The sequence below is a fragment of the Nocardia albiluteola genome, assembly GCF_018860155.1.
GTDB classification, from domain to species: domain Bacteria; phylum Actinomycetota; class Actinomycetes; order Mycobacteriales; family Mycobacteriaceae; genus Nocardia; species Nocardia albiluteola.
Genome location: NZ_JAHKNI010000002.1, coordinates 227,983 through 254,554, shown reverse-complemented (window position 1 = coordinate 254,554; position 26,572 = coordinate 227,983). Strand labels below are relative to the sequence as shown.

The following is a 26,572-nucleotide window of genomic DNA, read 5'->3' as shown; positions in this document are numbered from 1 at the left end:
CGGTGCAATCCCGGACACAGATCGTCGGATTCGAGAGCGCGACCGGTCGTCCCGAGTGCCGAGCCTGAAGGGGGTGCGCAGCGACAACCTCACGCCCTCGCGGACGCTCGCAGCCGGTATCGGTCAAGCGACCCATCGGAATGGCGTCCGGCCCTGCGCACACCGACGGGCCGCTCGCTGCCCGGGGAGATAGCGAACGGCCCGTCGGGGATGTATCAGTCCTTCGGCGTTTCGGCCGGAGCCGCATCGCCCGCGGCAGACTCCTCGGCCGCAGGTGCGGCCTCGGTCGCGGGTGCGGCGGCCTCGGTAGCGGCAGCCGACTCGGCCGCAGGCTCAGCGGCCGCAGGCTCAGCAGCAGCGGCAGCGGGCTCGGCCGCGGGTTCAGCGGCGGCGGCCGATTCGGCAGCAGCCGACTCAGCAGCAGCCGGTTCGGCCGGAGCCTCCTCGGCGATCGGCTCGGCCTTGGCCTCGGTCGCCGATTCGGTTGCAGCGGCAGCCGGTTCGGCGGCGGGCTCGGCCGCGGCCTCGGGCTTGGCGGGCTCGGCCGCAGCCGGGGCCTGCTCCGGTTGCGCCGCAGCGGCATCGGTCGCGGACTTGGCGGCCTCCGCCGCAGCAGCCTCGGCCTGGGCCGCGATCACGGCCGCCGGGTTCGGAGTGCCCTTGGTAGCGAGGTCGCCCTCCTGCAGCAGTTCCTGCGCCGCCTTCGCGGCCGCCTCGGCCGCGGCAACGGCCGGAGACAGAGCCGCAGCGGCGGGATCGGCCGCCGCCTCCTCGGCGATCGGCTCGGCCTTGGCCTCGGCCGCCGGTTCGGTTGCGGCAGTGGCAGATTCGGCCTCAGGAGTCTGCTCGGCTGCGGCCTCGGGCTTCGCCTCGGACGCGCCCGCGGCCTGTTCCGGGATGGCGCTCTTGACTGCGGCGGCGCCCTTCTCGATCTGATCGGAGTACTTGCCACCGGTCTTCTCGTCGATGAATTCCCCGGCCTTGTCAACGGCTTGCTGGATCTTGTCGGCGTTCTCCGCCGCAACCTCCTTGCCCCTTCCGAGCAAACCCTTGAGCGTATCCATCAAGCCCATCGGCCCTTACTCCTTCATAAATTGTTAATCAGCCGCGCTGGTCAGCCCACATCCTCCCACCAGCTCACCTGTGGCGCGACCGCATTGGCATCGATTCGCTGACCCGGCAACGGAACCGACACCGCGGTGCCCGCGGCGCGGGCCGCCGTAACCAACCGCCGCACCGGCTCCGACCAGCCGTGGAACGCCAAATTGAAGGTGGCCCAATGGATCGGGACGAGCAGGCCGTGCCCGGCACCACCGCACACATCCGCGTGCGCGCGCACCGCCTCCTCCGGATTCATGTGGATATCGGGCCAGTGCACGTCGTAGGCCCCGATGGGAAGCAGGGTCAGATCGAACGGCCCCAGGCTGGCGCCGATATCGGCGAATGCCTTGGTATATCCGGTATCTCCGCCGAAATACACGCGGTGCGCGGGACCGGCGATGGCCCACGAGGCCCACAGCGTCGTGTTGCGCACCAGCCCGCGCCCGGAGAAGTGACGAGCCTCGGTACAGGTGATGACCAGATCGCCGCCGTCACGTGAACCGCCGATATCGGACAGGGAAATCGAGGCGCCCCAATCCAATTCGATGATCCGCTGCTCGGGCACGTCCCAGGTGCGCAGGTGCGCGCCGATGCCGATCGGCACCACGAACGGCGCCTCCTGACCGGCGACGAGGGCCGCGACCGTCTCGCGGTCCAGATGGTCGTAGTGATCGTGCGAGATGACCACAGCATCCAGCGGCGGCAGCTCCGACAGCGCCACCGGCACCGGATGCAGCCGGGCCGGGCCGACCACCGCGGACGGCGAAACCCGTTCGCTCCATACCGGATCGGTGAGAATCCGGTAGCCGTCCACCTCGATCAGCGTCGAGGCGTGCCCGTACCAGGTCACCGCCAGCTCGGCGGCCTGCTCGGGCGCATCGGGCTCGGCCATCGGGATCCGCCCCACCGGGCGCCCGACGCCGCGCCGGGTCAGGGCCGAAAACAGCAGCGACAGACCGGATCCCGAGACGAACTGACTGCTCGGCTCGGAGTTGTGGAACTGCCGGTTGCGATAGCGCGCTGAGCGCATGGCTACCGGCGCGATGGCCGACACGGACGCGCCCATCGCGGTGGGGATCTCCCACACCGCCCGCGCGACCCAGCTCAGACCGACCAGGCCGGCGGCGCCCAGCGCGACGCGGCGGGCCAGCGTGGTCATCCCGCCCATCAACGCCCCTCGAACCTGGCCGGGCGCTTCTCCTGCCGCGCCGTGCGCGCCTCCTGCGCATCGGCGCTGCTCCAGGCGGCCTCGAGAGCCTTGCGCTGCTCGGGGGTGTCCTCGCCACGGGTGCCGTCCTCGTTGAACACCAGTTTCAGGTGGCGCAGCGAGAGCGGGGCCAGCTCAGCGATCGACTTCGCCCACGCCTGCGCGTCGGCCAGCGTGCCGATCTTGTTGGCGTAGCCGAAAGCGTATGCGTCGGAGGCGGATACGGTTTCCGCGCCCAGCAGGATCGTGCGCGCGGGGCTGCCGCCGATCAGCGACGCCAGCCGCCGGACCGTCCAACGGTCCACGGAGATACCGAGTTTCGCGGCCGGGATCGCGATGTAGGAGTCCGGGCTCATCACGCGCAGATCCGAGGCCAGCGTCAGCTGCACCCCGGCCCCCAGCGCGGGGCCGTTGATCGCGGCGATGACGGGCACCGGCACTGTCTCGATAGTGGCCAGCATGTCCTGCAGGGCGTCCAGGAAGGTCTGCGAGTACACGCCCGAGAGGTCGGCGCCGGCGCTGAACGCGGTGCCCTGGCCGGTCAGGACGATGACGCGGGCGTCCTCGGCGGCTGTGACCACGGCCCGGCGCAGCTGCTCCACCAACTCCTCGTTCAGGGCGTTGCGACGCTCCGGACGCTGTAATTCGATGGTGACCACGTCACCATCGCGGCTCACTGCGAGCACAGGGGCCTCCCCAATTTCTGCGGTAGTGGATCGGTCTCATCAGGCACTGCGAATACCTTCACTGTATGCGGCCACCGGCGGCGGGGTCGTACCCGACGCACCCGGCCGGCCCGCGGCCACGGTCGGCGAGCATTCGGAGCTCCCACGTACTGTGACGGGGTGGTAGCACCTGATGTCGAAATCCTGGTGGTCGGCGCCGGGCAGGCGGGACTGTCGGCCGGATATCATCTGCAGCGGCTCGGACTGCGGGCCGAACACGACTTTCTCATCGTCGATCACGCTCCCGGCCCGGGCGGGGCCTGGCAGTTCCGCTGGCCGTCGCTGACGCTGACCACCGTGAACCGGGTACACGACCTGCCCGGAATGTCGTTCGCCGAGGTGCTGCCGCCCGATTCGGCGCAGGCCCGGGCATCCACCGCGGTGCCGGAGTACTACGCGCGCTACGAGGAGCGCTTCGAGCTGCGGGTGCACCGCCCGACCTCGGTGCGGGTCGTCTGTGACCGCGCCACTCCGGCGACGTGCCCCACCGAAACCGTCGACGGGCTGCTGCACGCGGAGACCGTCCCGGGCGCGACGACCACGGGCAACGGGCACGCGGGCCCGACGGATCGGCGCTCGGTACCGGCCGATCGCCCCGCAACGCCCGGCGATGGTCCCGGAGCCGACACCGCGACCGGCAACTCCACCCCGGCCGCGGACGGGTCGAGCGGGCCCGGCCGCGCGCCCGATACAAAGCCCGGCGGCGCCCTCGGCCGAACGCTGCGGGTGCGCGGGCTGATCAACGCCACCGGCACCTGGGAGAAGCCGTTCATCCCCTACTATCCCGGCGCGGAGACCTTCGCCGGGCGGCAGTTGCACGCGCACGACTATCGCACCGCGGACGAATTCGCGGGCAAGCACGTGGTCGTTGTCGGGGCCGGGATCTCCGCGGTGCAGCTGCTGGACGAGATCTCGCAGGTGACCACGACGACCTGGACCGCACGCACCGAACCCCGCTGGCGCGATGACGAATTCACCGCCGACATCGGGCGGGCGGCGGTGGCGATGGTCGAGGATCGGGTGCGGCGCGGGCTACCGCCCCGCTCGGTGGTGTCCGTGACCGGGCTGCCCGTGGACGCCCGTGTCCGCGCCGCCCGCGCCCGCGGCGTCTTGGAGTGGCACCCGATCTTCGCCCGCATCGAACCCGACGGCGTGCGTTGGGCGGACGGCACCCTCCAGCGCGCCGATGTCATCCTGTGGGCCACCGGATTCCGCAGTGCGCTGGACCATCTGGCGCCGCTGCGGCTGCGCGGCCCCGGCGGCGGCATCACGATGACCGGGCGCCTGGCCACCCAGGTCGCCGCCGATCCGCGCATTCACCTGCTCGGATACGGCCCCTCGGCCAGCACCATCGGCGCCAACCGGGCCGGGCGGGCCGCCGCGGTGGAGCTTACGACGTATCTCGGTCTGCGCGAGAGCTGAAAGACCCGCGGCGGCGCGACGTCAGACGTCGAGACCGACGGTGAGTGTGGCAGGATCCGGACCCATTCGTTGCCCGGTGTCCAGGGCGGCAATAATCTGCATCTGGTCCGAGGACAGCTCGAAGGAGAAGACGTCGAAATTCTCCCGGATCCTGCTCGGCGTCACCGACTTCGGGATGACGATATTACCGAGCTGCAGATGCCACCGAATGATCACCTGGGCCGGGGTGCGCCCGGTTTCAGTCGCGATCTGGGCGATCGTCGGATCCTTCAGCTCCGCGCCCTGCCCCAGCGGGCTCCACGCCTCCGTGGCGATGCCCCGCTCGGCGTGGAATGCGCGCAGCTCGGACTGGCCGAGACCGGGATGCAGCTCGATCTGGTTGACCGAGGGCGTCTCACCGGTCTCGGCGATGACTCGCTCCAGGTCGTCGCGGGTGAAATTGGAGACGCCGATCGAGCCGACACGGCCTTGCGACTTCAGCGATTGGAAGGCGCGGAAGGTATCCACGAAGCGGTCGGCGCGGGCCACCGGCCAGTGGATGAGGTACAGATCCAGGTAGTCCAGACCGAGGCGCCGCATGCTCGCGTCGAACGCCCGCAGCGTCGAATCGTAGCCCTGGTCGGAGTTCCACAGCTTGGTGGTGACGAAGACCTCGTCACGCGGCAGGGCGAACTCCTTCACCGCGCGGCCTACCTCGACCTCGTTGCCGTAGATCGCCGCGGTGTCGATGCTGCGGTACCCGGCCTCGAGCGCTGCCGTGACCGCGTCGAACGCCTCCTCCTCGGCGACCTGGAACACGCCGTAGCCCAGCTTGGGGATCACGGTCCCGTCGTTCAGGACGACCGATGGCACGGAGCTGGTCTCGCTGCGAAAGGTCACCCCACGACCGTAGAAGCGGTTGGCCGAGCCGTCAACGGACACCCCGACCGTGTGTCGGCGGCCCAGCCCCCACTCGAGTAGCCGGACCGATGATGACGGCGGGCCCGGCCTGTGCCGGGTCAAGACCTCAGACCCAGGCGGCGGTATCGCAGGTGACGCTCGGACCGCAGCGACTCCGGCGACCGGCCCCCGAGGTCGGTCAGCTCCTCGGCGATCGCCCGCACCATGCGGTGGGCGAAGTCGGTCGGCTCGTCGGCGGCGTCGGGATACTCGGGCACGATGCGATCGACGACACCGTCGGCCAGCAGGTCGGCCGCGCGGATGCGCTGCGCGGCCGCCAGCGCGGGGGCGTGCGCGGTGTCGCGAAAGACTATGGCGCTGGCGCCTTCTGGCGGCAGCGGCGCGAGCCAGGCGTGCGTGGCGGCCAGCACCCGGTCGGCCGGCAGCAGCGCCAGCGCGCCGCCGCCGCTGCCCTGCCCCAGCAGCACCGAGACCGTCGGGGTGTCCAGGGTGACCAGATCGGCCAGGCAGCGCGCGATTTCGGGGGCCAGCCCGCGCTCCTCGGCCTCGCGCGAGAGCGCCGCACCGGCGGTGTCGATCACCAGCACCAGCGGCAGCGCGAGTTCCGCGGCCAGCTGCATGCTCCGCCGCGCCTCTCGCAAAGCGGCTGGGCCCATGGTGTTTTCGCCGTCCTGTCCGGCGCGGTCGTGACCGAACAGCACGCACGGGCGGCCGCGCAGGCGGGCCAGGGCGAGCAGCACGGTCCTATCGGACTCGCCCTGGCCGGTGCCGCTCAACGGAACGCGGTCCGTCACATGACGTAAGAGCTCGCGGATGCCAGGACGGTCCGGACGGCGCGAGATCAGCACGGCATCCCATGCGGATTTCTCGGTGCCGGAATCGCGCGCAGTCTCGGAATCGACAGCGCGAGTGGGAGTTTCGATGTCGAGACTCGAACCTTTCGATCCCGCAGCAGTTTCGACGACAGCCAGCACCCGATGCACGATCCGGCGAAACACCTTGACCGGCACCACGCCATCGATCACCCCACTGCGATACAGATTCTCCGCGGTCTGTACCCCCTCCGGGAACGGCCGCCCATACAGCGCCCGGTACACCCGCGGCCCGAGGAACCCGATCAGCGCGCCCGGTTCGGCAAATGTCATGTGCCCCAACGACCCCCACGAGGCGAATACCCCGCCCATCGTGGGATCACGCAGATACACCAGATAGGGATGCCCGGCCGCCTTGTGCGCCGCCACGGCCCCGGCGACCTTGACCATCTGCACGAACGCGACGGTGCCCTCCTGCATCCGCGTTCCCCCGGAGGTCGGCGAGGCCACCAGCGGCAGCCCCAGCTCCGTCGCCCGCTCGACCGCCGTCACGATCCGCTCCGCCGCGGCCACCCCGATCGAGCCCGCGAGAAATCCGAATTCACAGGCGATCACGGCTATTCGCCGACCCCGCAGCATTCCCTCGCCGGTCAGCACGGCCTCGTCGGCGCCGGACCGCGCCCGGGCCTCCCGCAGTTCCGTGCGGTACCCGGGACTCGCGGAGACCTCGACCACCTGCCGATCCCAGCTCGCGAACGAACCGCGATCGAGCAGTTCATCCAGAAGTTCGCGCGCGGAGATCTTCATCGCCCGAGCGTAACCGCCGCCGGGCCCTTCGCATTCCAGCGCGCAACCCGGTCGGTCCGATGTGCCTTCGCCGCACCCGCACCCCGGAACTACCGCACACCGAAAGAGCAATCGGCCCCTGTCGGAGATACGAGCCGGTTCCAGCCTGGTGGAGCGAGCGCGTATCCCCGCGGAGACACCCTGCCGTGCGGGTCGCTGTGATGCGTACTACGCCGTAGCGCCGGAACACGCCGCGGAGTAATGCATTCGGCAACCCGCCGGGACCCACGGGGATGGCGATCCGGCGGGGCAGGTGAACTCAGTAACCCTGAACGACCTTGCGCAGCGCGTACTCGGTGACCGAGACCAACGCCTGCTTCACCGGCTCGCGCCGGCGCGCGTCGATCGACATGATCGGCACATCCGCAGGGACCGCCAGCGCCTGCCGGATGTCCTCGGTCGGATACCGGGGTGCATCGTCGAACTCGTTGATGGCCACCAGGAAGGGTAGGCTCCGTGCCTCGAAGTAATCGACGGCGGCGAAGCTGTCCTCCAGCCGGCGGGTGTCGACCAGCACCACCGCGCCGATGGCGCCGCGGATCAGGTCGTCCCACATGAACCAGAAGCGGTACTGCCCAGGGGTACCGAACAGGTAGAGCACCAGATCATCGGCGAGGCTGATCCTGCCGAAATCCATGGCCACCGTGGTGGTGGCCTTCGTCGGCACGGCGGCCAGGCTGTCGACCCCGACACTGGCATTGGTCACCAAGGCCTCGGTGCGCAGCGGAACGATCTCCGAAACTGCACCGACCAAGGTCGTTTTCCCGACACCGAAGCCACCCGCGACCACGATCTTCGCCGAGGTGGGCTTACTGGTGCGGGTATCGACCTGGGCCGTCGAATCATATACGCCGGAGTCCACTAAGAACCCTTTCGATCAGCTCGCGACGTTCATCGTCGCTCGAATCGTCTTTCAATGTCGCCGAAACCCGTACGTGTCCGGCCTCGATGAGGTCAGCGACGAGTACTCGGGCCACCCCGATCGGAATACCCAGCCTGGCGGCCAATTCAGCAACAGAAGGCGACTCTCTGCACAACTCGACGATTGACGTCTCGATATTGGTGAGTTCGAACTGCCGCTCGAGGGCGACCGGATGCGATGCGACGAGAGCCTCCAACGCCAACTCCACCTTCGGCCGCGTGCGACCGGCGGTGAGAGAGTAAGGGCGTACAAGGCTGGGCTCGGCACTTCCCATGCGCTGGTTGTCTATGTCCATCCCACCATCAGGAACCCATCGTGACGCGAGGTGTGGCCTGGACTGTCTGGCCTACTCGCTCGACCAACAACGCCATCTCGTATCCCACCTGGCCGATATCGCAGGACGTGTTCGTCAGCACGGCCAGGTAGGACCCGTCACCGACGGCCATCAGCAGTAGGTAGCCGTGTTCCATCTCGACTACCGACTGCAGAACGGTACCGCCTTCGAACAGGTTCGACACACCAACCGAGAGGCTGGCCAGTCCCGCCGTCACCGCGGACAACTGCTCGGCACGGTCCACGGGCAACTGAGCGCTCGCGGCCATCAATAGACCGTCCGCCGACACCAGCACGGCATGAGCAACGCCAGGCACCTCATTGGCGAAGTTCGAAACCAGCCAGTCCAGCTGACGGTTTGTGCCACCTAGATCGGGGTTCATCGGTCTCCTTTATCTCCGGTTAGGTTCATTGCCTTCATTGCGCGGCCATCCCGGACGCCCTGCTGGTGACGACTCAGACTTGACCTGATCGACTCGGGGTCACGGTTGCTCGATGCCCGATCACCCTTGCCGTTGACACCGCCGGGAACCAGCCGGTTGCCCGGATTGCGCTGCGGCAAGCCGGACGCGGTGCGTTTCTCCGCCTGCGACTCGACCGCCCGGCGGGCGGCCTCCCAGCCCTCGTCACCCGGCGATTCGAAGGAGGCGGCCATCGAGGACCGGTCCGCGTTCGGATCCGACAACCAGGCCGACATCATCTCAGCGAAGATCGGGCTGTCCGCCATCGACGACGGTGTGTCGTCCGCCGGCTGCAGCCGAGTCTGGAAGAACGCGGCTGTCTTCTGCGGGTTCGAGCGGAAGCTGTGGCGACCGCGCTCGCGGCCCTCGCCCGACTCGTCGGCACTGTCGGGGGTGTCCACGGGAGGACGGCTCAGACCGGGGGTCGGCAGCGGTCGCGGCGGCAATTCGGCGCCCGGCTGCCGCTGCGGCAGCCCGATCCCCGAGTCGCGCTGCGGCAGACCGGTTTCGGCGGCGTCCGACTGCGTCAGCCGGGACGAACCCGTGTTCCGCTGCGGCAGGCCACCACCCAGCGCATCACGCCTCGGCAGGCCACCACCCAGCGCGTCACGCTTCGGCAGTCCGTTCCCAGCGTCGCGCTGGGGCAGGCCATTGCCGGCATCACGCTGGGGCAGGCCACCGCTCAGCGCGTCGCGCTGCGGCAGTCCGTTACCCGAATCACGCTGCGGCAGACCGTTACCCGCGGTGTCACCGCGCTGCGGCAGACCGCTGCCCGAATCACGCTGCGGCAGACCGTTACCGGCGCTGTCGCGCTGCGGCAAGCCCGAGTCACGCTGGGGCAGGCCGCCACTCAACGCGTCGCGCTGCGGCAGACCGTTACCCGAATCACGCTGCGGCAGACCGTTACCCGCGGTGTCACCACGCTGCGGCAGGCCGTCGGCGGCCGAATCACGCTGCGGCAGACCACCGGCCCCGCGCTGCGGTAGACCGTTCATGCCGGGCTGACGTCGCGGCAGCCCGTTGCCTCCCGAGTCACGCTGCGGCAGGCCACCACTCAACGGATCCCGCTGCGACAGACCGTCATCGGAATCCCGGGGCGGCAGACCGCCGGAGTCACGCTGCGGCAGACCACCACTGAGCGCATCGCGCTTCGGCAGGCCGTTCCCGGCATCACGCTGGGGCAGGCCGTTGCCCGCGGTGTCACCGCGCTGCGGCAATCCACCCTCACGCTGCGGCAGGCCGTTGCCCGGGGTGTCACCGCGCTGCGGCAGACCGTTGGCCGCCGAATCACGCTGCGGCAGACCACCGGACCCACGCTGCGGCAGCCCGTTCGCACCGGACTCCCGCTGCGGCGGCACCGCGTCCTGCGGCGGCCGCGCGGCGGCCGGACGCTCCGGCTGACCGCCGGGGCCCGCGGGACCACCACGCCGCGGCAGACCCGCGGCGCCCAGGCCACGCCGGGGCAGCCCACCGGCACCGGGCTCGCGTGGCGGCGGGCCGCCCGCACCCGGTTCACGCGAGGGCAGCCCCTCGCTCCGCGAACGCTGCGGCAGACCGCCGGTGTTGCCCGGCCGCGGCGGCTGACCGGCCGCGCCCGGCTGACGCTTGAGCATGCTGGCCGCGAGGTTCGCCTGCGGCTGCACGAGGCCACCGGAGGAACGCTGCGGCAGATTCGCGCCCGGCTGGGAGGCCGGCGCCTGTGGGCCGTTCGCACCGGGTTCACGCTGTGGCAGCCCGCCCGAGCCGCTCTCCGCGAGGCCGTGGCGCACGGTGGGCCCGTTCGTGCCCGGCTGACGCTGGGGCAGGCCGCCGGGGACCGCGGTGCCCGGCTGGCGCTGCGGCAGGCCGCCCGGACCGGACTGGCGCTGCGGCGGGACCGTATCCCTTATACCCGCACCACCACGGCTCAGCCCGATGACGCCGTTGCCCGCGACATCGTCCACGGGGGCGTCGACAAGCGCGGCACGTTCGTCCGCATCTGCTGAGATCGGCCCGCTCAGACCGGGATCGACGGTCACCATCATGTTGCCGCCGGCGGTGCGGGTCACCGCGCGCGTCTGCATCGCCGTGGCGAGGCTGGGCTGCTGCACCGGAATCGGCTGCGACGTGCTGGACTGCGCCGGCACCGACACGGTGCCGCCGACCGGCGCCACGATGATCGGCTTGGGCAGGTGCACCACCACCGTCACGCCGGGATCCCGGGCCGTGTCGAAGGTGGGCCGCAGCCGCACGGTGAGGCCGTGCCGCTCGGCCAGTCGGCCGACCACGAACAGGCCCATGTGGCGCGCGGTGTCGGGGCCGACCTCGGCGGAGGTCTCGAGGCGCCGGTTGATATCGGCCATCTCGGTCGGGGGCATACCGATACCGCGGTCCGCGACCTCGACCAACAGGCCCTGATCGTGGGCCTGGGCAAAGGTGAACTTGACGTCGGTCTCGGGCGGCGAGGCTCGCAGCGCGTTGTCCAGGAGCTCGGCGAACAGGTGCGCGAGGTCCGAGGCCGCCGGTTCGGTGATGGCGCCGCGCGGGGTGGCGCCCAGCTTCACCCGTTCGTAGTCCTCCACCTCGGAGATGGCCGCGCGCAGCACGTCGGCGATCTCGACCGGCGCGGACTTGCCGCGCCGCTGCCGGGTACCGGCCAGAATCAGCAGGTTGTCGCCGTTGCGGCGCATACGAGCGGCAAGGTGGTCGAGCCGGAAGAGGTTTTCCAGCAGGCGCGGGTCCTTCTCGTCGTACTCCATCGCCTCGATGAGCGAGAGCTGATGGTCGACGAGGGACTTCGAGCGGCGTGCCAGGGTCTCGAACATGTCGTTGACCTGGGAACGCATCGAGGCCTGGTCGGCGGCCAGGCGCAGCGCCTGGCCGTGGATGTCGTCGACGGCGCGGGCGAGCTGGCCGACCTCCTCCTCGCTGTGCACCGGCATCGGCTCGAGCGGCACGTCCTCGGGGCTGGCGCCATCGCGCAGGCGCGCCACCTCGTGACCGAGGTCGTGCTCGGCGACGCGCAGGGCGGCCAGGCGCAGCTTGCGCAGCGGCACGATCAACGACCGCGCGATGACGACCGCGAGCAACAGCGCCGCCATGATGGTGACGATGACGATCGCGGCGTAGCGGATCGCGCCGGTGCGGGCGTTGTCGGCGAGGGTGTTGACCCGGCTGATGATGTCGTTACTCGCCTTGTTCACGACATTCTGATAGTTGTTCAGGCTGTCCAGCACCGACTGCCGCAGGTCCTGGATCGGGATCTGCCCCGCAGCCACCTGCGGACCGCTGGCGAGCTGGATCCGGTTGTTCACCCACTGGGACAGCTGGGCGATGATCGGATCGCCGTCCGGGAAGCGGTGCGCCAGAATGCCCAGCATCTGCCGCTCGGTGCTGGCCGCGACCAGGAATGCCTGCACTCCGCCCTTGGTGTCCCCGCGCAGCGCCTGGGCCATGCCCGCGGCCTCGGAGACCATCACCGCGCGGGTATTCAGCGAGTCGACCAACCGCAGCTTGGCCGCCTCGACGCCCTGGTCGGCGACCGTCGAGGTGATCGCCTCGGTGGTCTTGACGCTGGCCTGCCGGATCGCCTCCTCCTGGTCGATGGAGGCCTGCACGGTGGCCGAGGGGGTGTTGCCGCCCGCTCGCACGGCCTTGGCCCCATTGATCATGCCGTCGATGGCCGCCCGGCCGCCAGGCACCCCGTCCAGCTTCGAGGCCGCCTTCTGGGCGGCGGTCAGCGCGTTGTCCAGCTGGGTGAGGTCGGCGTCCTGCACCATCGACTGGGTCGGACTCAACTCGACCATCTGCTCGCTGGACACCACCGCCGATGCGGCACTCAGGCCGGTGACGGCCGGAATCGCCTGGACCTCGGTGGCCGCGGCATCGAGCTGGCTCGAATCACTGAACTGCGCCGCGATCCTGGACGCCCCGAGCACCACGGAGACGAGGAGGGGGACGGCAAGGACTGCCGTAACCTTCCAGCGCAGGTCCCAGTTGCTAAGCGCCCAACGCTTGTTGCCGGACCTAGCGGCGTCACGCATCTCCACTCACTTTCCAAACTGGCCCCAGCCATGCGCCATCAGCGAGCCTCCACGATCGCATGGCTGAGCTCGTCTGGCACAGCGGGCCGAGAACTGCGGTAGGCCGTGAAATTGCGACCTTGACGGCCGAAACATGTGACATGCGATTCTAACGGATCAATAACTTCTTGTGTGACCTCTTGGCAACCTCCGCCCACTGACCTGCCTGTTCCAGACAAAATCAAAGGTCGCGGCGGCCGCCCGGACGTCGCGTGAAGTCTGCCACAATCAGGCTGATCTATCGAGGCGGGCATCGAGGCGCAGCAGGGAGTCACACGGTTGAACGCGAAGCAGGAGTACCGGCCTACCTACCAGACGAGCCTGGTCGACCCGTCGGACTTCTGGGGCGCGGCCGCAGAGGCCATCAGCTGGGATGTTCCACCCACTCAGGTCCTCGACGGGGCCGCCCGGCCGGTGGCCCGCTGGTTCCCGGACGCTCGCTTGAACACCTCCTACAACGCACTTGATCGACATGTGCGCGATATCACACCGAAAGGGCCCTCTACGGCGAATGTCTCGAGCCGTGATCACTTCGATACGGACTCGGAACCCTCGCGCGCTTTCGCGGGTGATGCGGCCGGGGGTCGCGCCGATCAGCCCGCCCTAATATATGACTCCGCTATGACGGGCGCCACACTTGTCTACACCTACGCGGAACTACTGGCGGAGGTCGCGACGTTTGCCGGTGCGATGCTGCGGCTGGGGGTGCGCACCGGGGACCGGGTCGTCATCTATATGCCGATGATCCCCGAGGCCGTCATCGCGATGCTGGCCTGCGCCCGCATCGGCGCGGTCCACTCGGTGGTGTTCGGCGGATTCGCCGCACATGAGCTGGCCGCCCGCATCGACGATGCCGAACCCGTCCTGATCGTCACGGCCTCGGGCGGTCTGGAGCCGGGCCGGCGCATCGAATATCCGCCGATCGTGCTGGACGCGCTCGATCTGGCCGATACGGTCGCGCCGCGACACGTGGTGGTCAAGCAGCGGTCCGGATTCCCGGCGCTGCGCTTCGCCGCCCCGCAGGCCGCGACGGATCATCTGCCCGGATCGGCGGACAGCGTCGCGGCGCAGTGGCTGGACTGGGAAGACATGGTGCTAGACGCGGAACCGGCCGATCCGGTGCCGGTCGCGGCCACCGACCCCCTCTATATCCTCTACACCTCCGGTACCACCGGACGGCCCAAGGGCGTGGTGCGCGACAACGGCGGCCACGCCGTCGCGCTGGCCTGGTCGATGCGCTACATCTACGACATGGCCCCCGGTCAGGTGATGCTCACGACCTCCGATATCGGCTGGGTGGTCGGGCACTCGTACATCGTCTACGCGCCGCTGCTGATCGGCGCGACGACCGTGCTGTACGAGGGCAAGCCGATCGGCACCCCGGACGCCGGGGCCTACTGGCGGCTGGTCGAGCAGTATCGGGTGCATGTGATGTTCACCGCACCCACAGCGCTGCGCGCCATCCGGCGCGCCGATCCCGAGGCCGCCACCGCCCACCGTCACGACCTGTCGACCCTGCGCGCGCTGTTCTGCGCGGGCGAGCGGCTGGATCCGGCCACCCTGGAGTGGGCCCGCGACGTGCTGCTGGCCGACCACCCGGACTGCCCGGTGGTCGACCACTGGTGGCAGACCGAGACCGGGTGGCCGATCTGCGCGGATCCGCTGGGCCTGCAGGAACTTCCGATCAAGACCGGTTCGGCCTCGCTGCCGGTGCCCGGCTACCGGCTGCGGGTGCTGGACTACGAGGGTGACGCGGTCGCCCCGGGCACCGAGGGCAACATCGTCATCGGGCTGCCGCTGCCGCCCGGCACGCTGACCGGGCTGTGGGGCGACGACGACCGCTTCGTCCGCTCATACCTCTCGGCCTTCCCGGGCCACTTCCTGACCGGCGACTCCGGCTACTTCGACGAGGACGGCTACCTGTACGTGCTCGGCCGCAGCGACGACGTGATCAACATGGCCGGGCACCGTCTCTCGGCGGGCGGTATCGAGGCCGCCGTCGCCGGCCATCCCGCGGTGGCCGAGTGCGCGGTCATCGGCGTCCCCGACGAACTCAAGGGGCAGCTGCCGATCGCCTACGTGGTGCTCAAGGCCGACTCCGCGGGCGAGACCGTCGCGATCCCCTTCGAGCAACTGCGGGCCGAGCTGATCGAGCGGGTGCGCGGGCAGATCGGCGCCATTGCCACCCTGCACGACGTGGTCGTCGTGCAGGCGCTGCCCAAGACCCGCTCGGGCAAGATCCTGCGCAAGACCATGCGGCAGATCATGGCCGGGGATGCCTGGGAGATGCCCGCCACGATCGAGGATCCGGCGGTGCTGGTCGCGATCGCCGATCAGATCATCGTCGGTGAGCATCCCGACCACGCGCCCGCCGACTCCCGGGCCCACAACGGCCCCTCCTCATAATCTTCATAATCTTCTCAGGATCGGTTCACAGCGGTCCCAGATCCGGCGCATAGATTCGAGACCATGACCACCCTGCGTTCCCGCCTCGCCGGTACCGTCGCCGCCGCGGGCGGCCTGGCGGTTGCCGCCGCCCTGCTCTTCCCCGGTGTCGCCGCCGCCGACCCCACCGATCTCATGGCGCCGCTGCTGAACTCGACCTGCAGTTTCGATCAGGTCGACCGCGCGCTGCACGCCAAGGACCCCCAGCTGGCCCAGATGCTGGACGCCAACCCGAGCCAGAAGGCGATGCTGAAGCAGCAGTTCGACCAGCCGCCCGCCCAGCGCAAGGCCGAGGTGCAGCAGTACCTCGCCCAGCATCCCGAGGCCAAGCAGCAGGCCCAGAACTCCCCGCAGGCCGGCAGCATGCAGCAAACCATCCAGGCCGTCGCGGACTCCTGCCACAACTACTGAACCGCCGCTGTGTCGTTCCCACCCGCCACCACGACGGGTGGGAATAACCACCGATCGGCACGCCTGGAGCGCCAACGCTCCGGCTGGACGGCTTCGCTGTGCAGAATGAAGTCGTGACGAGCGAGCGTGGCACTATTCCGACCGTCCTGCTGGTCGACGACGACGAGGATCTGCTGGCGTCGGTCGAGCGCGGGCTGCGGCTGTCCGGGTTCCGGGTGGTGATCGCCCGCGACGGGGCCGACGCGCTGCGCTGCGTGACCGAACAGTCCCCGGATGCGCTCGTACTGGACATGAATATGCCGGTGCTCGACGGTGCCGGCGTCGTCACGGCGTTGCGGGCGATGGGCAACGAGGTACCGATCTGCGTGCTGTCCGCGCGCAATTCGGTCGACGACCGGATCGCCGGGTTGGAATCGGGGGCCGACGACTATCTGGTGAAGCCGTTCGTGCTGGCCGAGCTGGTCGCCAGGATCCGGGCGCTGTTGCGCCGCACCGACACCGCGGCCCCGGCACTGCCGGGCGCGATCGCGGTGGGCCCCTTGGAGATCGACGAGGCCGGCTATCGCGCGCTGCTGAACGGCCGCGAAATCGAGCTCACCAAGCGGGAATTCGAACTTCTTTCGACGCTGGCCCGTAATGCCGGGGTGGTACTGAGCCGAGAACGACTACTGGAGCTGGTGTGGGGCTACGACTTCGCCGCCGACACCAACGTCGTCGATGTCTTCGTCGGCTATCTGCGGCGCAAGCTCGAGGCCGACGGCACCCCGCGCATGCTGCACACCATCCGCGGCGTCGGCTTCGTGCTGCGGACCCCCAAATGAGACAGCGCCTACCCACCCCGCCGGCTCCGCAAGCTCCGCCGGCTCGCCGTCCCCGTCGCCGCTCGTTCTCCCTGCGCACCCGGGTCGCCGCGGCGGCGGCGCTGGGCGCGATCATCCTCACGGTGCTGCTGGGCTGGCTGTCCGTGCTCGCGATCAACCGCAACAACCTGGCCCAGGCCGACCAGGAGCTGACCGTCGCCTCGCGGATCGTGCTGATGCAGCCGGTGATCGCGGTCGGTGTGCTGTCGCTGGTCAACTCGAACCGGGATCTGGCGATCACCATCCGGGAGAGCAACGGCGCGCTGAACGCCTCGACCACGGTCCAGCTGCCGCAGCTGGATCCGGGCTCGCACACCGTCACCCTCGACGACACGCCCTATCGGGTGCTGACCACGACCGTGAACCAGCCGCAGGGCCGGGTGGTGTCGATGGGCATTCCGCTCACCGACTCCTATCACGCGACCAGCGAACAGCGGCGCTGGGTGCTGTCCGCCGCAGCGCTGGCGATGGTCGCCGCGGCCGGGCTGGGCTGGGTGTTCGGCGGCCGGGCGGTGCGCCCGATCGTGGACCTGACCCGGCAGGTCGGCGAGCACAGCGGCACCGGCGAGTCGGAGGCGCCGGTGGACGGCTCGGGGGTGCGCGAGGCCGAGCAGCTCGCCGAGGCGGTGAACTCGCTGCTGGAACGGGTGCGCAAGGCCCAGGCCGAGACGGCCGCGGCGCTCGACACCGCCCGCGATTTCGCCGCGGTCTCCGCCCACGAGCTGCGCACCCCGCTGACCGCCATGCGCACCGACATCGAGGTGTTGCGCACCCTGGACCTGGACGCGAACCAGCGCGCAGAGATCCTGGCCGACCTGCAGCGCAGCGAGAGCCGGGTGGAGGCGACGCTGGCCGCGCTGGAGCGCCTGGCCGCGGGCGAGCTCACCAACGAGGGCGATCACGTCGAGACCGACATCGCCGACCTGGTCGACCAGTCCGCCCATGACGCGATGCGGCACTTCCCGGCGCTGACCGTGCGCATCGATACCGACGCGGAGCTGATCACCCGCGGTTTGCCGACGGGGCTCCGGCTGGCCGTGGACAACGCGCTGACCAATTCGTTCAAGCACGGCGGGGCGACCCAGGCGCGGGTGTCGGCGCATCGCGGCGCCGATCGCACGATCGTGATCGCGGTCGACGACAACGGCCGCGGCATTCCCGCCGCCGAGCGCGAGATGGTGTTCGAGCGCTTCATCCGCGGCAGCGAGGCCACCAAGAGCGGCTCGGGACTGGGCCTGGCGCTGGTCGCCCAGCAGGCCCAACTGCACGGCGGGCGAGCCTATTTCGAGGACAGCGAGCTGGGCGGGGTGCGGCTGGTCCTGGAGCTGCCGCCGCGATAGTCGCGTCGAGGGGCCGGCCTCGCCCGGTGTTCAGGTCGAGGTCGGCCGGTGGCGCCGATGCCTAGTTGGCGTTCAGCAGGTCGATGACGAAGACCAGGGTCTTGCCCGACAGCTGGTGGCCCGAGCCCGCGGCGCCGTAGGCCAGCGCCGGCGGGATGGTCAGCTGACGGCGACCGCCGACCTTCATGCCGGGGATGCCCTCCTGCCAGCCCTGGATCAGACCTCGCAGCGGGAAGGTAATGGACTCTCCGCGGTTCCAGGACGAGTCGAATTCCTCGCCGGTGTCGTATTCCACACCCACGTAGTGCACCTCGACCGTGCCACCCGGCACGGCCTCCTTGCCCTCGCCCTCGACGAGGTCCTTGATCACCAGCGTGGTGGGCGCGGGGCCGTCCTGGAACTCGATTTCAGGCTTGGTCATGCGTCCTCTTCCGTTCGATGGATAAAGCCACTTGATTGTTCACCATAACGTTGCCGACGAAACCAGAAACCCGACAGGGCCGCGTAGGCGGCGCGGCCTGCGGGAACGGCCGGGGATGCCGGATCGGGCACAGGGCAAGATAGCGTCCGTGGCCGAAGTGATCGATATCGACGACCCCGCGGACCCCCGCGTCGACGGGTTCCGGGACCTCAAGTCCGCGGATCGGCGGCCGGATCTGCCCGGACGCGAGGGGCTGGTGATCGCCGAGGGCGTCGTCGTGGTGCAGCGGATGCTGACCTCGCGATTCACGCCGTTCGGGCTGTTCGGGGTGGCGCGGCGATACGAGGAGCTGGCCGCCGATCTGGAGGGCACGGACGTGCCGTACTACCGCACGACCGCGGAGGTGATGGCCGAGGTGGTCGGCTTCCATCTCAATCGCGGGGTGCTGGCCGCGGCGCGACGGCCGCCCGAACCGAACCTGGATGAGGTGCTGGAGTCCGCGCGCACCGTCGTGGTGCTCGAGGGTGTGAACGATCACGAGAACATCGGATCGATCTTCCGCAACGCCGCCGGATTGGGTGCGGATGCGGTGCTGTTCGGCGACCGCTGCGCCGACCCGCTGTACCGGCGCGCGGTCCGGGTGTCGATGGGGCATGTGCTGCGCGTGCCGTTCGCGCGCCTGCCCGAGTGGCCCGGTAGCCTGGAGTCGTTGCGCGAGCGGGGATTCCAGATCATTGCCCTGACTCCGAATCCGTCCGCGGCCACGCTGTCCGCGGCCATGACCGGCGAGCGGGTGGCGCTGCTGCTGGGCGCCGAGGGGCCGGGGCTGACCGAAGAGGCCATGTCCGCCACCGATATTCGCGCCCGCATCCCGATGACGCCGGGCACCGATTCGCTCAACGTGGCCACCGCCGCCGCGATGGCCTTCTACGAAAGGGTGCGATGCACCTCATGACCGGGCCACATCTCACACCCGCACCTGGAGACACCCGCTCCGGCGCCGCCCCCGAACCGACGCCGTGGGCGCCGGGCATCGCGGTCGCCGCCCTGGTGGCCGCGCTCACCGCGGCGGCGGTGTACTCCTTCGGAGCCGCACTGGCACAGGTCCATTGGGCGCTGTCGGTGGCGGTCAACGTGATCGCCGTCGGGGGTGCGACGCCCACGGCCTGGCGCTGGCGCTCGATTCCGGTGGTCCGATGGGTGCTGGCCGGGGCCACCGTGGGGATCGCCCTGGCCTGGTTCGCGCTGCTGGTCGTCGCGGTCTCGAGCTAGCATCGCGAAGCGATTCCGTGAGGGGTGGTGGTCGGGCGACGGGTGGGCCTAGCTCACCCGGTCCGGTCCGCGCAGCCAGCCGAACCACCGGTGGTTGGTGTCGGGCTCGCTCGCCCGCAGCTCCTCCGGCCGGATCGGCGGCGGCGCCTGCCCCTTGGGAAAGAGACTGAAGCCGCAGACCGCGATGTCGGCGGGCCCGAGCTCGTCGCCGGAAACCGCACCGCGGTAATGGAATCCGAGCCATTCGGCGTTGGCGCCGTCGGCGAAGTCGGCCGCGTCGAACGGCAGGGTCTGCGGATCGGGAAATTCGCCGGGATGCAACCGGACCGGATGCTCCCCCGCCCAATACGGACGTTCCCACACCAGCGGCAGGCCTTCGTCCTCGAGGATGTTCACCCGGGTGGAGCTGAAGGCCCGACGGAATTCACCGCGCTCCCAATGGGCGAACGCGCCCCAGCCGTGGGAGATGTCGTAGGAGATCAGGTAGGTGTGCTCGGAGGCGAGCGGGCGAACCAGCAGCTCCGGCAGTTTCGTCGGGCAACCCAGCGCGGCCTGGGTCGTGCACACCACGGTGACGCCGGGATAGCAGCCGATGTACATCGAGCCCGGATCCGGTCCGGCCCACACCTTCAGCGTGCCCGAGGCGGCCGGTATCACGTCGCGATCGGGATTGAGCTGTTTGGCCAGGGCGAACGCGGCCGCCGGATCCGGATCCGGATGGTCCCGGAGCACCGCGATCGGGTCGGGCGCGTCGATGTACCAGAGGGACGAAGCAGTGGATGGCACTTGCGACACCTCCCGATCTCGTACGGGTAAGCATAGCTACTCCGTAGCAAACCTAGGAGGTCGAATCGCATGTCGACCCCACGACCTGCCCGGCGCCCGCCCGAATTGCCTGGGCGTCACAATAAAAATCTACTCGCAGACGCGCGAAAAGGTGCCCGTAACATGCGCAATCCCTGGGCAATCCGAGCGGTGGCCGTGCCGACCTCGAACGAGCACTGCCGACTCCGCAGGCCACACTGCACGAATACCGGCCCGATCGGTGCGCTGCCCGAACCCGGGTGAGTACGGTCCCGGCCCTCGCCGAGCTCGGTATCAGTGACCCGAGCTGCGCACGCCCAGCAGCACGTCCTCCCAGGACGGCATAGGGGCCTTGCCGCGCTTGGCCTTCGAGCGAGCCTGCTTGGCGGGCTGCTTGGATTCCTCGGCGGCGGGCTCGCTCGCGGACGCGGCGGGGGAAGCCTTGACGGCAGGCTCCTTGATTGCCGGGGCCTTGGCCGCGGGAACGGGCGCACTGACCGCGGGCGCCTTGGCGGCCTGGGTCGCGAGCGCGGAGGTGGCCGCGATCTCGGGTGTCGGCGAGGAGTTTTCGCGGGCCGGTGCGACGTACTCGGCGGCGGGGGCCGACTGCTCACGGGCGGCGGCGCCGCCCTCACGGACCGCGGTGGTGTCCCGGCCGGGGGCCACATACTCGGCCGCGGGGGCCGACTGCTCGCGCGCCGGAGCGGCGGTGTTCTCGCGGGCCGGGGCGTTCTCGCGAGCCGGAGAGCCGGAGGCGGGCTTGGCGCTCACCGGCATCGAGCCCCCGGCACCGCCCGCGGCGGCGCGCTTCTCGTAGAACTCCTCGACCCGGGGCTCGCGCTCCTGCACCGCGACGCGCGCGGTGGCCGGCTCCTCGCGGGGCGCCGGGGTGGGCGCGACCGGCTCGACCGGGAGGGGCTGTTCGGCGGCGGGCTCGGGCAGGATCGTGGCCAGGCCGCGCAGGGCCCGGCCGAAATCGGGATCGACCAGATCGGTGGCCGGGTCGTCCAGCGGGGTCACCGAGCCGCCGTGCGCGTCGGGCTGGAAACGCCAGTGCGCGGCGATCACCGAACGGCCCGCCTGCCACTGCAATTGGGTTACCCAGTAACCCTTTTCGTCCTTCCAGGCGTCCCATTCGGCGATATCGATGTTGTGGCCACGCTCGGCGAAGGCGGCCGACACCACGTCGATCAGCGTCTCCACGGCCGGGCCGTCCTTGCGGACGGGGTGGGCCTTCTGGGCCAGCTCGGCGGCGCGAGCCCGCTCCAGCAGCACCGGATAGGCGAACCGCTCCACGCGGCTCAGCGGCATTCCGGATTCCTCGGTCACCTGCTCGACAGACGCACCGGCACGGATACGGGCCTGGATATCGCGAGGACGCATAGTTGCTTCCGTTTCGATCTCGATCTGGCCGAATCGGGCAAGGTCTCCACGGGCGGCGGCGCGCAGCTTCTCGTCTGCGGCCAGCTTGTACTTCTGGCCGGACTCGGCATCGATGCACACGATGTGCGCGGAATCGGGCGTCAGACCGATCACTCGAAGCTCACGCACCGTTACCTCCTTATCGCCGCGTCGATCACAGCAAGGCTCGCGACACCGCCCACGTTCTGGAACAGTAGTGCACTTCTGGGATTCCTGGGGCAAGACACGCGCGCGGAAATCACATCTCGGACTTCCGCGCGCGCTATCGTGTTCAATTCGACTCAGTTCGAGTACTTATTTGGCGATCTCCTGGACCACCCAGTCGATGCTGCGGGTGAGCTGGCTGACGTCCTCGGGGTCGATGGCCGGGAACATGCCGACGCGCAGCTGGTTGCGGCCCAGCTTGCGGTACGGCTCGGTATCGACGATTCCGTTGGCGCGCAACACCTTCGCGACCTGCGCTGCATCCACCGAATCGGCGAAGTCGATGGTGCCGACGACCTGCGAGCGGTGCGCCGGATCCACGACGAACGGGGTCGCGTACTCGCTCGACTCGGCCCACGAGTACAGCCGCGAGGACGAATCCAGGGTGCGCTTGACGGTCCACTCCAGGCCGCCATTGCCGTTCATCCACTCCAGCTGGTTGGCGAACAGCAGCAGGGTAGCCAGCGCCGGGGTGTTGTAGGTCTGGTCCTTGCCGCTGTTGTCGACCGCGATCGGCAGCGACAGGAACTCCGGGGTGAACCGGCCCGAATCGTGAATCTCGGCAACGCGTTCCAGCGCCTTGGGGCTCATCAGGGCGACCCAGAGGCCGCCATCGGAGGCGAAGCACTTCTGCGGGGCGAAGTAGTAGACATCGGCGTCGGTGATGTTCACCGGCAGGCCGCCCGCGCCCGAGGTGGCGTCGATGGCGATCAGCGCGTTGTCCGAACCGGCCGGGCGCTGGACGGGGACCGCGACACCGGTGGAGGTCTCGTTGTGCGCCCAGGCGATCACGTCGGCGGCCGGATCGGACACCGGCTCGGGCGCGGTGCCCGGATCGGTGGACACCACGATCGGATCGCCGATGAACGGGTTCTTCTTGGCCACCGTGGCGAACTTCGAGCTGAACTCGCCGTAGGTCAGGTGCAGCGAGCGCTCGCGGATCAGGCCGAACGCGGCCGCGTCCCAGAAGGCGGTGGTGCCGCCGTTGCCGAGCACGACCTCGTACCCGTCGGGCAGGGAGAACAGCTCGCGCAGGCCCGAGCGCACCCGCGCGACCACGTTCTTGACCGGCTTCTGCCGGTGGCTGGTACCGAATACCGAGGCGCCGACCTCCACCAGGGAACTCAGCTGCTCGGGACGGACCTTGGAGGGGCCGCAGCCGAAACGTCCGTCGGCGGGCTTGAGTTCGGCGGGGATGTTCGGGAAGGCAGCGGTCATGGCCACCAGACTAGTGGTCGGGGATGGCGCGGAAAACCGGTGGGTACCGAGTACAACCTAGGTCACAGAAAGGCGCCGGGGTGCGGTAACGGCGCGGTTACTGACTTGCCCGTAATGGCACTGCCGCGACCGGACTGCCGCTACCGTGAGCGGATGGGCAAGGCTGCGCAGGGTCGGCCGGATTTCGCCGCGGTGGAGGTGGGCGCCGCGGCCTGGGGCGCCGACGGTGACCGCAATCCCGCACCGGGCGCGGTGGCTCGCCGCGGGGAGACGACCGTGGGCATCGGCCCTGGCCTGCTCGGCTGGCTGGCCGCGCGCCTGAACTCGCACGGCTTCGCGTTGCGGCACGGCGCGCTGTCCGAATTCGCGCAGCGCGAGGTGCTGGCGCGCGGACTGGCGGGCACCGCAACGATTCTCGGGGTGCGCGAGCGCCGCACCGAGCCCGGCCACCGATTCTGGGTGCGCATCCTGACCGAGGAGCAGCACCCCTACGAGACGCGGGTGCGCCAGCGAGTAGCCGAGACCGATCTGGAATCGATGCAGCCCGGCGATGTCGTCGGGTGTCGCGTCGATCCCGGCGACCGCGACCGGGTGGTGCTGTACGTGCCCGGCGCGGAGGAGGCCACCCGGGTCAGCATCGCCAAGATCCTGACCAACGGCCGCCGCGCCGACGCCACGGTGCTCGCGGCCACCCCCGTCGCGGCCGACTACACCGGCCGCGACGATCCGGTCCTGCGCCTGGATCTGGAACTGCACGCCTGGGACGAGCCACACCCCTGGCGGGTCCGCATCGTCCAGCCGGTACCGCTGTCCGCGATCGAATTGGTCGATCTGGGAAGGCATTTGGAGGTGGCGTTCTTCACCGTCGACCACGGGGAGTCCGTCGCGGTGGACTGGGCCACCTCGCTCTACGACTAGCGGGCCGGATCACACCGGCGGCGGTGCCGCCGCGTCATAGCAGGTGGACGAAATCGTAACCGGCGGTGCGCAATCGAGGCAGGGAGGCCAGCATGCCGGCGGGGGTACCGGATTTCGGGCGGTGCATGTGCGCGATGGTGATCGCGCCGGGGACGACCGTGGCCATCTGACGCTGCACCTGCACGGAAGTGAGTGTGGCGCCGCCGTCGGCGTTGACGCTGAAACCGACCGGGATCTCGCCCAATTCGTGCACGATCTTGACCGCGACGTCGTCGTAGTGGGCGGTGCCGGTGCGGAAGAATCGCGGTGCGCGGCCGGTCAGCTGGATCAGGCGTTCGTGATTGCCCCACACCTCGTCCACCGCCTCCTGCGGTGATGCCGTACCCCGGATGTTGTAGACCGCGCGGCCGGTCACCGACAGCGGGCAGTGCCGGGTGCCGTGGTTGCCGATCTCGAACAGCGGATTGTCCGCCAGCTTCGCCGCGCGCCCCGGATCGGCATCGATCCAGCGCTTGTTCAGGAAGAGTGTCGCCGGAATCTTCTGCGCGACAAGGTAATTGATCAGATCGTCGCTCATCGCATCGTTACCGGGCCCGCCGCAGGCATCGAAGGTGAGCGCGACCTGCTTGCCCGCGGGTACGAATGTGGTGGTGATTCCGATCAGATCCATGCCCCAGGCCGTGGGGCGCTGCCCGTTGTGCGACGCGGCCACCGCCGGGGGCCGCACCACCTCGGCGGCCAGGGCCGGCGCGGGCGTGGTAGCCGGGGGCATCGCGGGAGTTGTCGGCGCCGTGGGCGCTACGGCACGGGCCAAGGTCCCGGGAACCGCGGAGGCGACGGGCTGGGCACCGGTCTCGAGCGGTTGGGTGCCGACGTAGGTCGAGCCCCCGGACGACGAACTCCCCTGCGCCGTACCGCATGCCGCGCTGAGCAGGCCCGCAGCGGTCGCCGCGCCCGCCACCAGCAATCCGCGTCGCGTCAGACCTCGCTCGAACACCCGCCGAACTCTACGCCGACACCCCCGGCCACTCCCAGCCACTCCCAGCCCAGTCACAGATTTGCCCCGTAACCGACATATCCCCTTGGCACACTGTTCAACCGGACGGAATGCCGCGAAACGGCAGCGCCGCGACAGTCCTACCGGACCAGCACCGGCTCCTGGTAGACCGCACCGCGGCGGTCTGCGGTCGCGCCGGCCAGGATGACGACGCGCGAGGTCACCCGGTTGCTCTCGATCGGTGCGAGGGTCCCTTCCGAGGTCAGCTGCCAGAACAGCACATCGCGGTCGCGACCTGGCTGCCCGATTCGGCGCGGGGCCTGCGCGGGGCTCGCGGGTACCACCGGAACGCTCACCGTCGTGGTTTCGACCGGCATGGTCTCGATCGGCGCCAGATACCGATTCGCGCCACCGATCCCCTTCGGCAACCCGAGCATGATCGCACTCAGGGCCGCGCCCAGGGCCGTGACGCCGCCGAGCAATGCCGCCAGATCGAGACTCGCACTGGCGATTTGACGTCGGCCGCCATCGGCACGATCCCCGAGGAACGAACCCAGCAGGTTGTCCAACCCACCGCTCAGATGCTGGTTGCCCTCGGTCATGGCCCGCAACTCGGGCTCCATGCCGTTCAGATACAGCACGGTGAAAAGAACGCACAGCGCACCGGCCACACTGGATCCGACGACGAGATACGCGAGCATCTCGCGGCGCACCCGCAGATTGATCACGGCCGCGAAGATCGTCACGACCGCCGCGGCGGCGGCCAGCACGGCCCAGACGCCGCTGATATTCACACCGCCGCTGACATCTATACCGCCGCTGGCTCCGGCGCCGTCGCTCCCGCCCGGCACCCAGCCGAGCGGCCCCGTGGCCCCGCTGATCCGTCCGAACGCATCGGAACTCACCTCCCCGTTCGGACCGTGTGCCGACAACCAGGGCTTGCACATCAGCACCAGGGTGACCAGGCTGAGACCGGCGGAGCACAACAGCCCCCACCGCGAGCGGTGGTCGCGACGATCGGAGTGTTCGGCCGGAGTCGGTAGTTCGGCGCTTTTGCTCTGGTGGTGCGGGCTTTCGAGGACTTGCGAGGGTGTTGGATGAACCATTTCTCCGGCCATGACAGTGCAGAGGTATCGAATTCGTCGTGGACGACTCCGGCCATGACAGCTCAGACCGTAGGATCGACCGCATCCGAGGGCAAGCGCACTTGGCACTCTCGGGTGGCGGGCACAGGCCAGGCGCTGTTGTGGAAGATCAGCGGGGCGAAAGTGCCGGTTGCCGACAGGAATCCGAATTCCGTTCTCCGATATCGGGATTCGCGGCCGAGGCGAAACGATTCGCGGGACCCGCAAGCATGCGCCACGCTGTGATCAGGCTAACGCCTATGCTCAGGGTCACTGCCCCCTCTGGCGGGAAGCCCTCCGCCGCATACCCTGTGCGCTTGCGCACGCCGGTCTCGAATATCGAATG

At 69.6% G+C, this 26,572-nt stretch carries 23 protein-coding genes; 8 read left to right on the top strand and 15 right to left on the bottom strand.

What is annotated here, in order from left to right; all coding sequences use genetic code 11:
* Positions 1 to 215: 215 nt before the first annotated feature.
* The 3 genes from KO481_RS44690 to KO481_RS07145 are packed head-to-tail and all read right to left on the bottom strand — an operon-like array spanning position 216 to position 2,994.
* The gene (locus KO481_RS44690; protein WP_215916197.1) at positions 216 to 1,073 is read right to left on the bottom strand and encodes an antitoxin; all 858 of its coding nucleotides are present in this window, start codon (positions 1,071 to 1,073) and stop codon (positions 216 to 218) included.
* Between the two features lie 41 nt (positions 1,074 to 1,114).
* On the bottom strand, positions 1,115 to 2,260 hold the full coding sequence (locus KO481_RS07150) for an MBL fold metallo-hydrolase (RefSeq protein WP_215916660.1): 1,146 nt from the start codon (positions 2,258 to 2,260) through the stop codon (positions 1,115 to 1,117).
* 8 nt (positions 2,261 to 2,268) lie between these two features.
* Positions 2,269 to 2,994 (bottom strand): enoyl-CoA hydratase, encoded by a 726-nt coding sequence (locus KO481_RS07145; protein WP_215916196.1) that lies wholly within the window; start codon positions 2,992 to 2,994, stop codon positions 2,269 to 2,271.
* Between the two features lie 159 nt (positions 2,995 to 3,153).
* On the opposite strand from KO481_RS07145, the gene KO481_RS07140 reads away from it, so the two are divergent.
* Entirely contained in the window at positions 3,154 to 4,455 is a 1,302-nt protein-coding gene (locus tag KO481_RS07140; RefSeq protein WP_308166388.1) for an NAD(P)-binding protein, read from the top strand.
* Between the two features lie 21 nt (positions 4,456 to 4,476).
* On the opposite strand, the gene KO481_RS07135 is transcribed toward KO481_RS07140, so the two are convergent.
* The 6 genes from KO481_RS07135 to KO481_RS07110 all read right to left on the bottom strand — a co-directional run bounded on the left by KO481_RS07135 (position 4,477) and on the right by KO481_RS07110 (position 12,751).
* Positions 4,477 to 5,334: an aldo/keto reductase gene (locus tag KO481_RS07135; protein ID WP_215916195.1), complete on the bottom strand. Its 858-nt coding sequence runs from the start codon at positions 5,332 to 5,334 to the stop codon at positions 4,477 to 4,479.
* Between the two features lie 119 nt (positions 5,335 to 5,453).
* On the bottom strand, positions 5,454 to 6,974 hold the full coding sequence (locus KO481_RS07130) for an acetyl-coenzyme A carboxylase carboxyl transferase subunits beta/alpha (RefSeq protein ID WP_215916194.1): 1,521 nt from the start codon (positions 6,972 to 6,974) through the stop codon (positions 5,454 to 5,456).
* Positions 6,975 to 7,272: 298 nt separating this feature from the next.
* Entirely contained in the window at positions 7,273 to 7,875 is a 603-nt protein-coding gene (locus KO481_RS07125) for a GTP-binding protein (protein ID WP_215916193.1), read from the bottom strand.
* Positions 7,856 to 8,230, bottom strand: coding sequence for a DUF742 domain-containing protein (locus tag KO481_RS07120; RefSeq protein ID WP_215916192.1), 375 nt, complete (start codon positions 8,228 to 8,230; stop codon positions 7,856 to 7,858). The genes KO481_RS07125 and KO481_RS07120 overlap by 20 nt, the downstream gene beginning before the upstream one ends.
* A gap of 7 nt (positions 8,231 to 8,237) precedes the next feature.
* On the bottom strand, positions 8,238 to 8,651 hold the full coding sequence (locus tag KO481_RS07115; protein WP_011207200.1) for a roadblock/LC7 domain-containing protein: 414 nt from the start codon (positions 8,649 to 8,651) through the stop codon (positions 8,238 to 8,240).
* Positions 8,648 to 12,751, bottom strand: a complete 4,104-nt coding sequence (locus KO481_RS07110) for a sensor histidine kinase (protein WP_215916191.1) — start codon at positions 12,749 to 12,751, stop codon at positions 8,648 to 8,650. Before KO481_RS07110 ends, KO481_RS07115 begins: the two co-directional genes overlap by 4 nt.
* A 318-nt stretch (positions 12,752 to 13,069) precedes the next feature.
* Between KO481_RS07110 and KO481_RS07105 the strand changes: the two genes are divergently transcribed.
* From KO481_RS07105 to KO481_RS07090, 4 genes are all read left to right on the top strand, one after another.
* Complete coding sequence (locus tag KO481_RS07105; protein ID WP_215916190.1) at positions 13,070 to 15,196, top strand: AMP-binding protein; 2,127 nt, start codon at positions 13,070 to 13,072, stop codon at positions 15,194 to 15,196.
* Positions 15,197 to 15,259: 63 nt separating this feature from the next.
* The gene (locus KO481_RS07100; protein WP_215916189.1) at positions 15,260 to 15,646 is read left to right on the top strand and encodes a hemophore-related protein; all 387 of its coding nucleotides are present in this window, start codon (positions 15,260 to 15,262) and stop codon (positions 15,644 to 15,646) included.
* Positions 15,647 to 15,759: 113 nt separating this feature from the next.
* Entirely contained in the window at positions 15,760 to 16,467 is a 708-nt protein-coding gene (locus tag KO481_RS07095; protein ID WP_215916188.1) for a response regulator transcription factor, read from the top strand.
* A complete protein-coding gene (locus KO481_RS07090) occupies positions 16,464 to 17,846 on the top strand; it encodes a sensor histidine kinase (protein ID WP_215916187.1) in 1,383 nt (460 codons plus the stop codon). The genes KO481_RS07095 and KO481_RS07090 overlap by 4 nt, the downstream gene beginning before the upstream one ends.
* Positions 17,847 to 17,907: 61 nt before the next feature.
* Here KO481_RS07090 and KO481_RS07085 read toward each other — a convergent pair whose 3' ends face one another.
* Positions 17,908 to 18,267 (bottom strand): FKBP-type peptidyl-prolyl cis-trans isomerase, encoded by a 360-nt coding sequence (locus tag KO481_RS07085; RefSeq protein WP_215916186.1) that lies wholly within the window; start codon positions 18,265 to 18,267, stop codon positions 17,908 to 17,910.
* A gap of 148 nt (positions 18,268 to 18,415) precedes the next feature.
* Between KO481_RS07085 and KO481_RS07080 the strand changes: the two genes are divergently transcribed.
* Together KO481_RS07080 and KO481_RS07075 are read left to right on the top strand one after the other, a co-directional pair.
* On the top strand, positions 18,416 to 19,222 hold the full coding sequence (locus KO481_RS07080) for a TrmH family RNA methyltransferase (protein WP_215916185.1): 807 nt from the start codon (positions 18,416 to 18,418) through the stop codon (positions 19,220 to 19,222).
* Positions 19,219 to 19,539, top strand: a complete 321-nt coding sequence (locus KO481_RS07075) for a DUF2537 domain-containing protein (protein ID WP_215916184.1) — start codon at positions 19,219 to 19,221, stop codon at positions 19,537 to 19,539. The genes KO481_RS07080 and KO481_RS07075 overlap by 4 nt, the downstream gene beginning before the upstream one ends.
* A gap of 48 nt (positions 19,540 to 19,587) precedes the next feature.
* Here KO481_RS07075 and KO481_RS07070 read toward each other — a convergent pair whose 3' ends face one another.
* The 3 genes from KO481_RS07070 to serC all read right to left on the bottom strand — a co-directional run bounded on the left by KO481_RS07070 (position 19,588) and on the right by serC (position 23,187).
* Entirely contained in the window at positions 19,588 to 20,325 is a 738-nt protein-coding gene (locus tag KO481_RS07070) for a DUF6928 family protein (RefSeq protein ID WP_215916183.1), read from the bottom strand.
* A gap of 312 nt (positions 20,326 to 20,637) precedes the next feature.
* Entirely contained in the window at positions 20,638 to 21,894 is a 1,257-nt protein-coding gene (gene sepH / locus KO481_RS07065; RefSeq protein ID WP_215916182.1) for a septation protein SepH, read from the bottom strand.
* Positions 21,895 to 22,059: 165 nt separating this feature from the next.
* The gene (serC, locus tag KO481_RS07060) at positions 22,060 to 23,187 is read right to left on the bottom strand and encodes a phosphoserine transaminase (RefSeq protein WP_215916181.1); all 1,128 of its coding nucleotides are present in this window, start codon (positions 23,185 to 23,187) and stop codon (positions 22,060 to 22,062) included.
* Between the two features lie 153 nt (positions 23,188 to 23,340).
* Here serC and KO481_RS07055 point away from each other — a divergent pair, with 153 nt between their 5' ends.
* Entirely contained in the window at positions 23,341 to 24,105 is a 765-nt protein-coding gene (locus tag KO481_RS07055; RefSeq protein ID WP_245400535.1) for a hypothetical protein, read from the top strand.
* A gap of 34 nt (positions 24,106 to 24,139) precedes the next feature.
* Here the strand turns inward: KO481_RS07055 and KO481_RS42810 are convergent, their stop codons facing one another.
* Both KO481_RS42810 and KO481_RS42805 read right to left on the bottom strand, forming a co-directional pair.
* On the bottom strand, positions 24,140 to 25,102 hold the full coding sequence (locus tag KO481_RS42810; RefSeq protein ID WP_308166386.1) for a polysaccharide deacetylase family protein: 963 nt from the start codon (positions 25,100 to 25,102) through the stop codon (positions 24,140 to 24,142).
* Positions 25,103 to 25,242: 140 nt separating this feature from the next.
* Complete coding sequence (locus KO481_RS42805) at positions 25,243 to 26,208, bottom strand: hypothetical protein (protein WP_245400534.1); 966 nt, start codon at positions 26,206 to 26,208, stop codon at positions 25,243 to 25,245.
* Positions 26,209 to 26,572: the final 364 nt, after the last annotated feature.

Bases quoted from the DNA above. Each gene is read 5' to 3' on its own strand.
- KO481_RS07100 (WP_215916189.1), top strand. From the start codon at position 15,260: ATGACCACCCTGCGTTCCCGCCTCGCCGGTACCGTCGCCGCCGCGGGC.
- KO481_RS07075 (WP_215916184.1), top strand. From the start codon at position 19,219: ATGACCGGGCCACATCTCACACCCGCACCTGGAGACACCCGCTCCGGC.
- KO481_RS44690 (WP_215916197.1), bottom strand. From the start codon at position 1,073: ATGGGCTTGATGGATACGCTCAAGGGTTTGCTCGGAAGGGGCAAGGAG.
- KO481_RS07085 (WP_215916186.1), bottom strand. From the start codon at position 18,267: ATGACCAAGCCTGAAATCGAGTTCCAGGACGGCCCCGCGCCCACCACG.
- KO481_RS07090 (WP_215916187.1), top strand. From the start codon at position 16,464: ATGAGACAGCGCCTACCCACCCCGCCGGCTCCGCAAGCTCCGCCGGCT.
- KO481_RS42805 (WP_245400534.1), bottom strand. From the start codon at position 26,208: ATGGTTCATCCAACACCCTCGCAAGTCCTCGAAAGCCCGCACCACCAG.
- KO481_RS07120 (WP_215916192.1), bottom strand. From the start codon at position 8,230: ATGGACATAGACAACCAGCGCATGGGAAGTGCCGAGCCCAGCCTTGTA.
- KO481_RS07130 (WP_215916194.1), bottom strand. From the start codon at position 6,974: ATGAAGATCTCCGCGCGCGAACTTCTGGATGAACTGCTCGATCGCGGT.
- KO481_RS07115 (WP_011207200.1), bottom strand. From the start codon at position 8,651: ATGAACCCCGATCTAGGTGGCACAAACCGTCAGCTGGACTGGCTGGTT.
- serC (WP_215916181.1), bottom strand. From the start codon at position 23,187: ATGACCGCTGCCTTCCCGAACATCCCCGCCGAACTCAAGCCCGCCGAC.
- KO481_RS07150 (WP_215916660.1), bottom strand. From the start codon at position 2,260: ATGACCACGCTGGCCCGCCGCGTCGCGCTGGGCGCCGCCGGCCTGGTC.
- KO481_RS07110 (WP_215916191.1), bottom strand. From the start codon at position 12,751: ATGCGTGACGCCGCTAGGTCCGGCAACAAGCGTTGGGCGCTTAGCAAC.
- KO481_RS07055 (WP_245400535.1), top strand. From the start codon at position 23,341: ATGGGCAAGGCTGCGCAGGGTCGGCCGGATTTCGCCGCGGTGGAGGTG.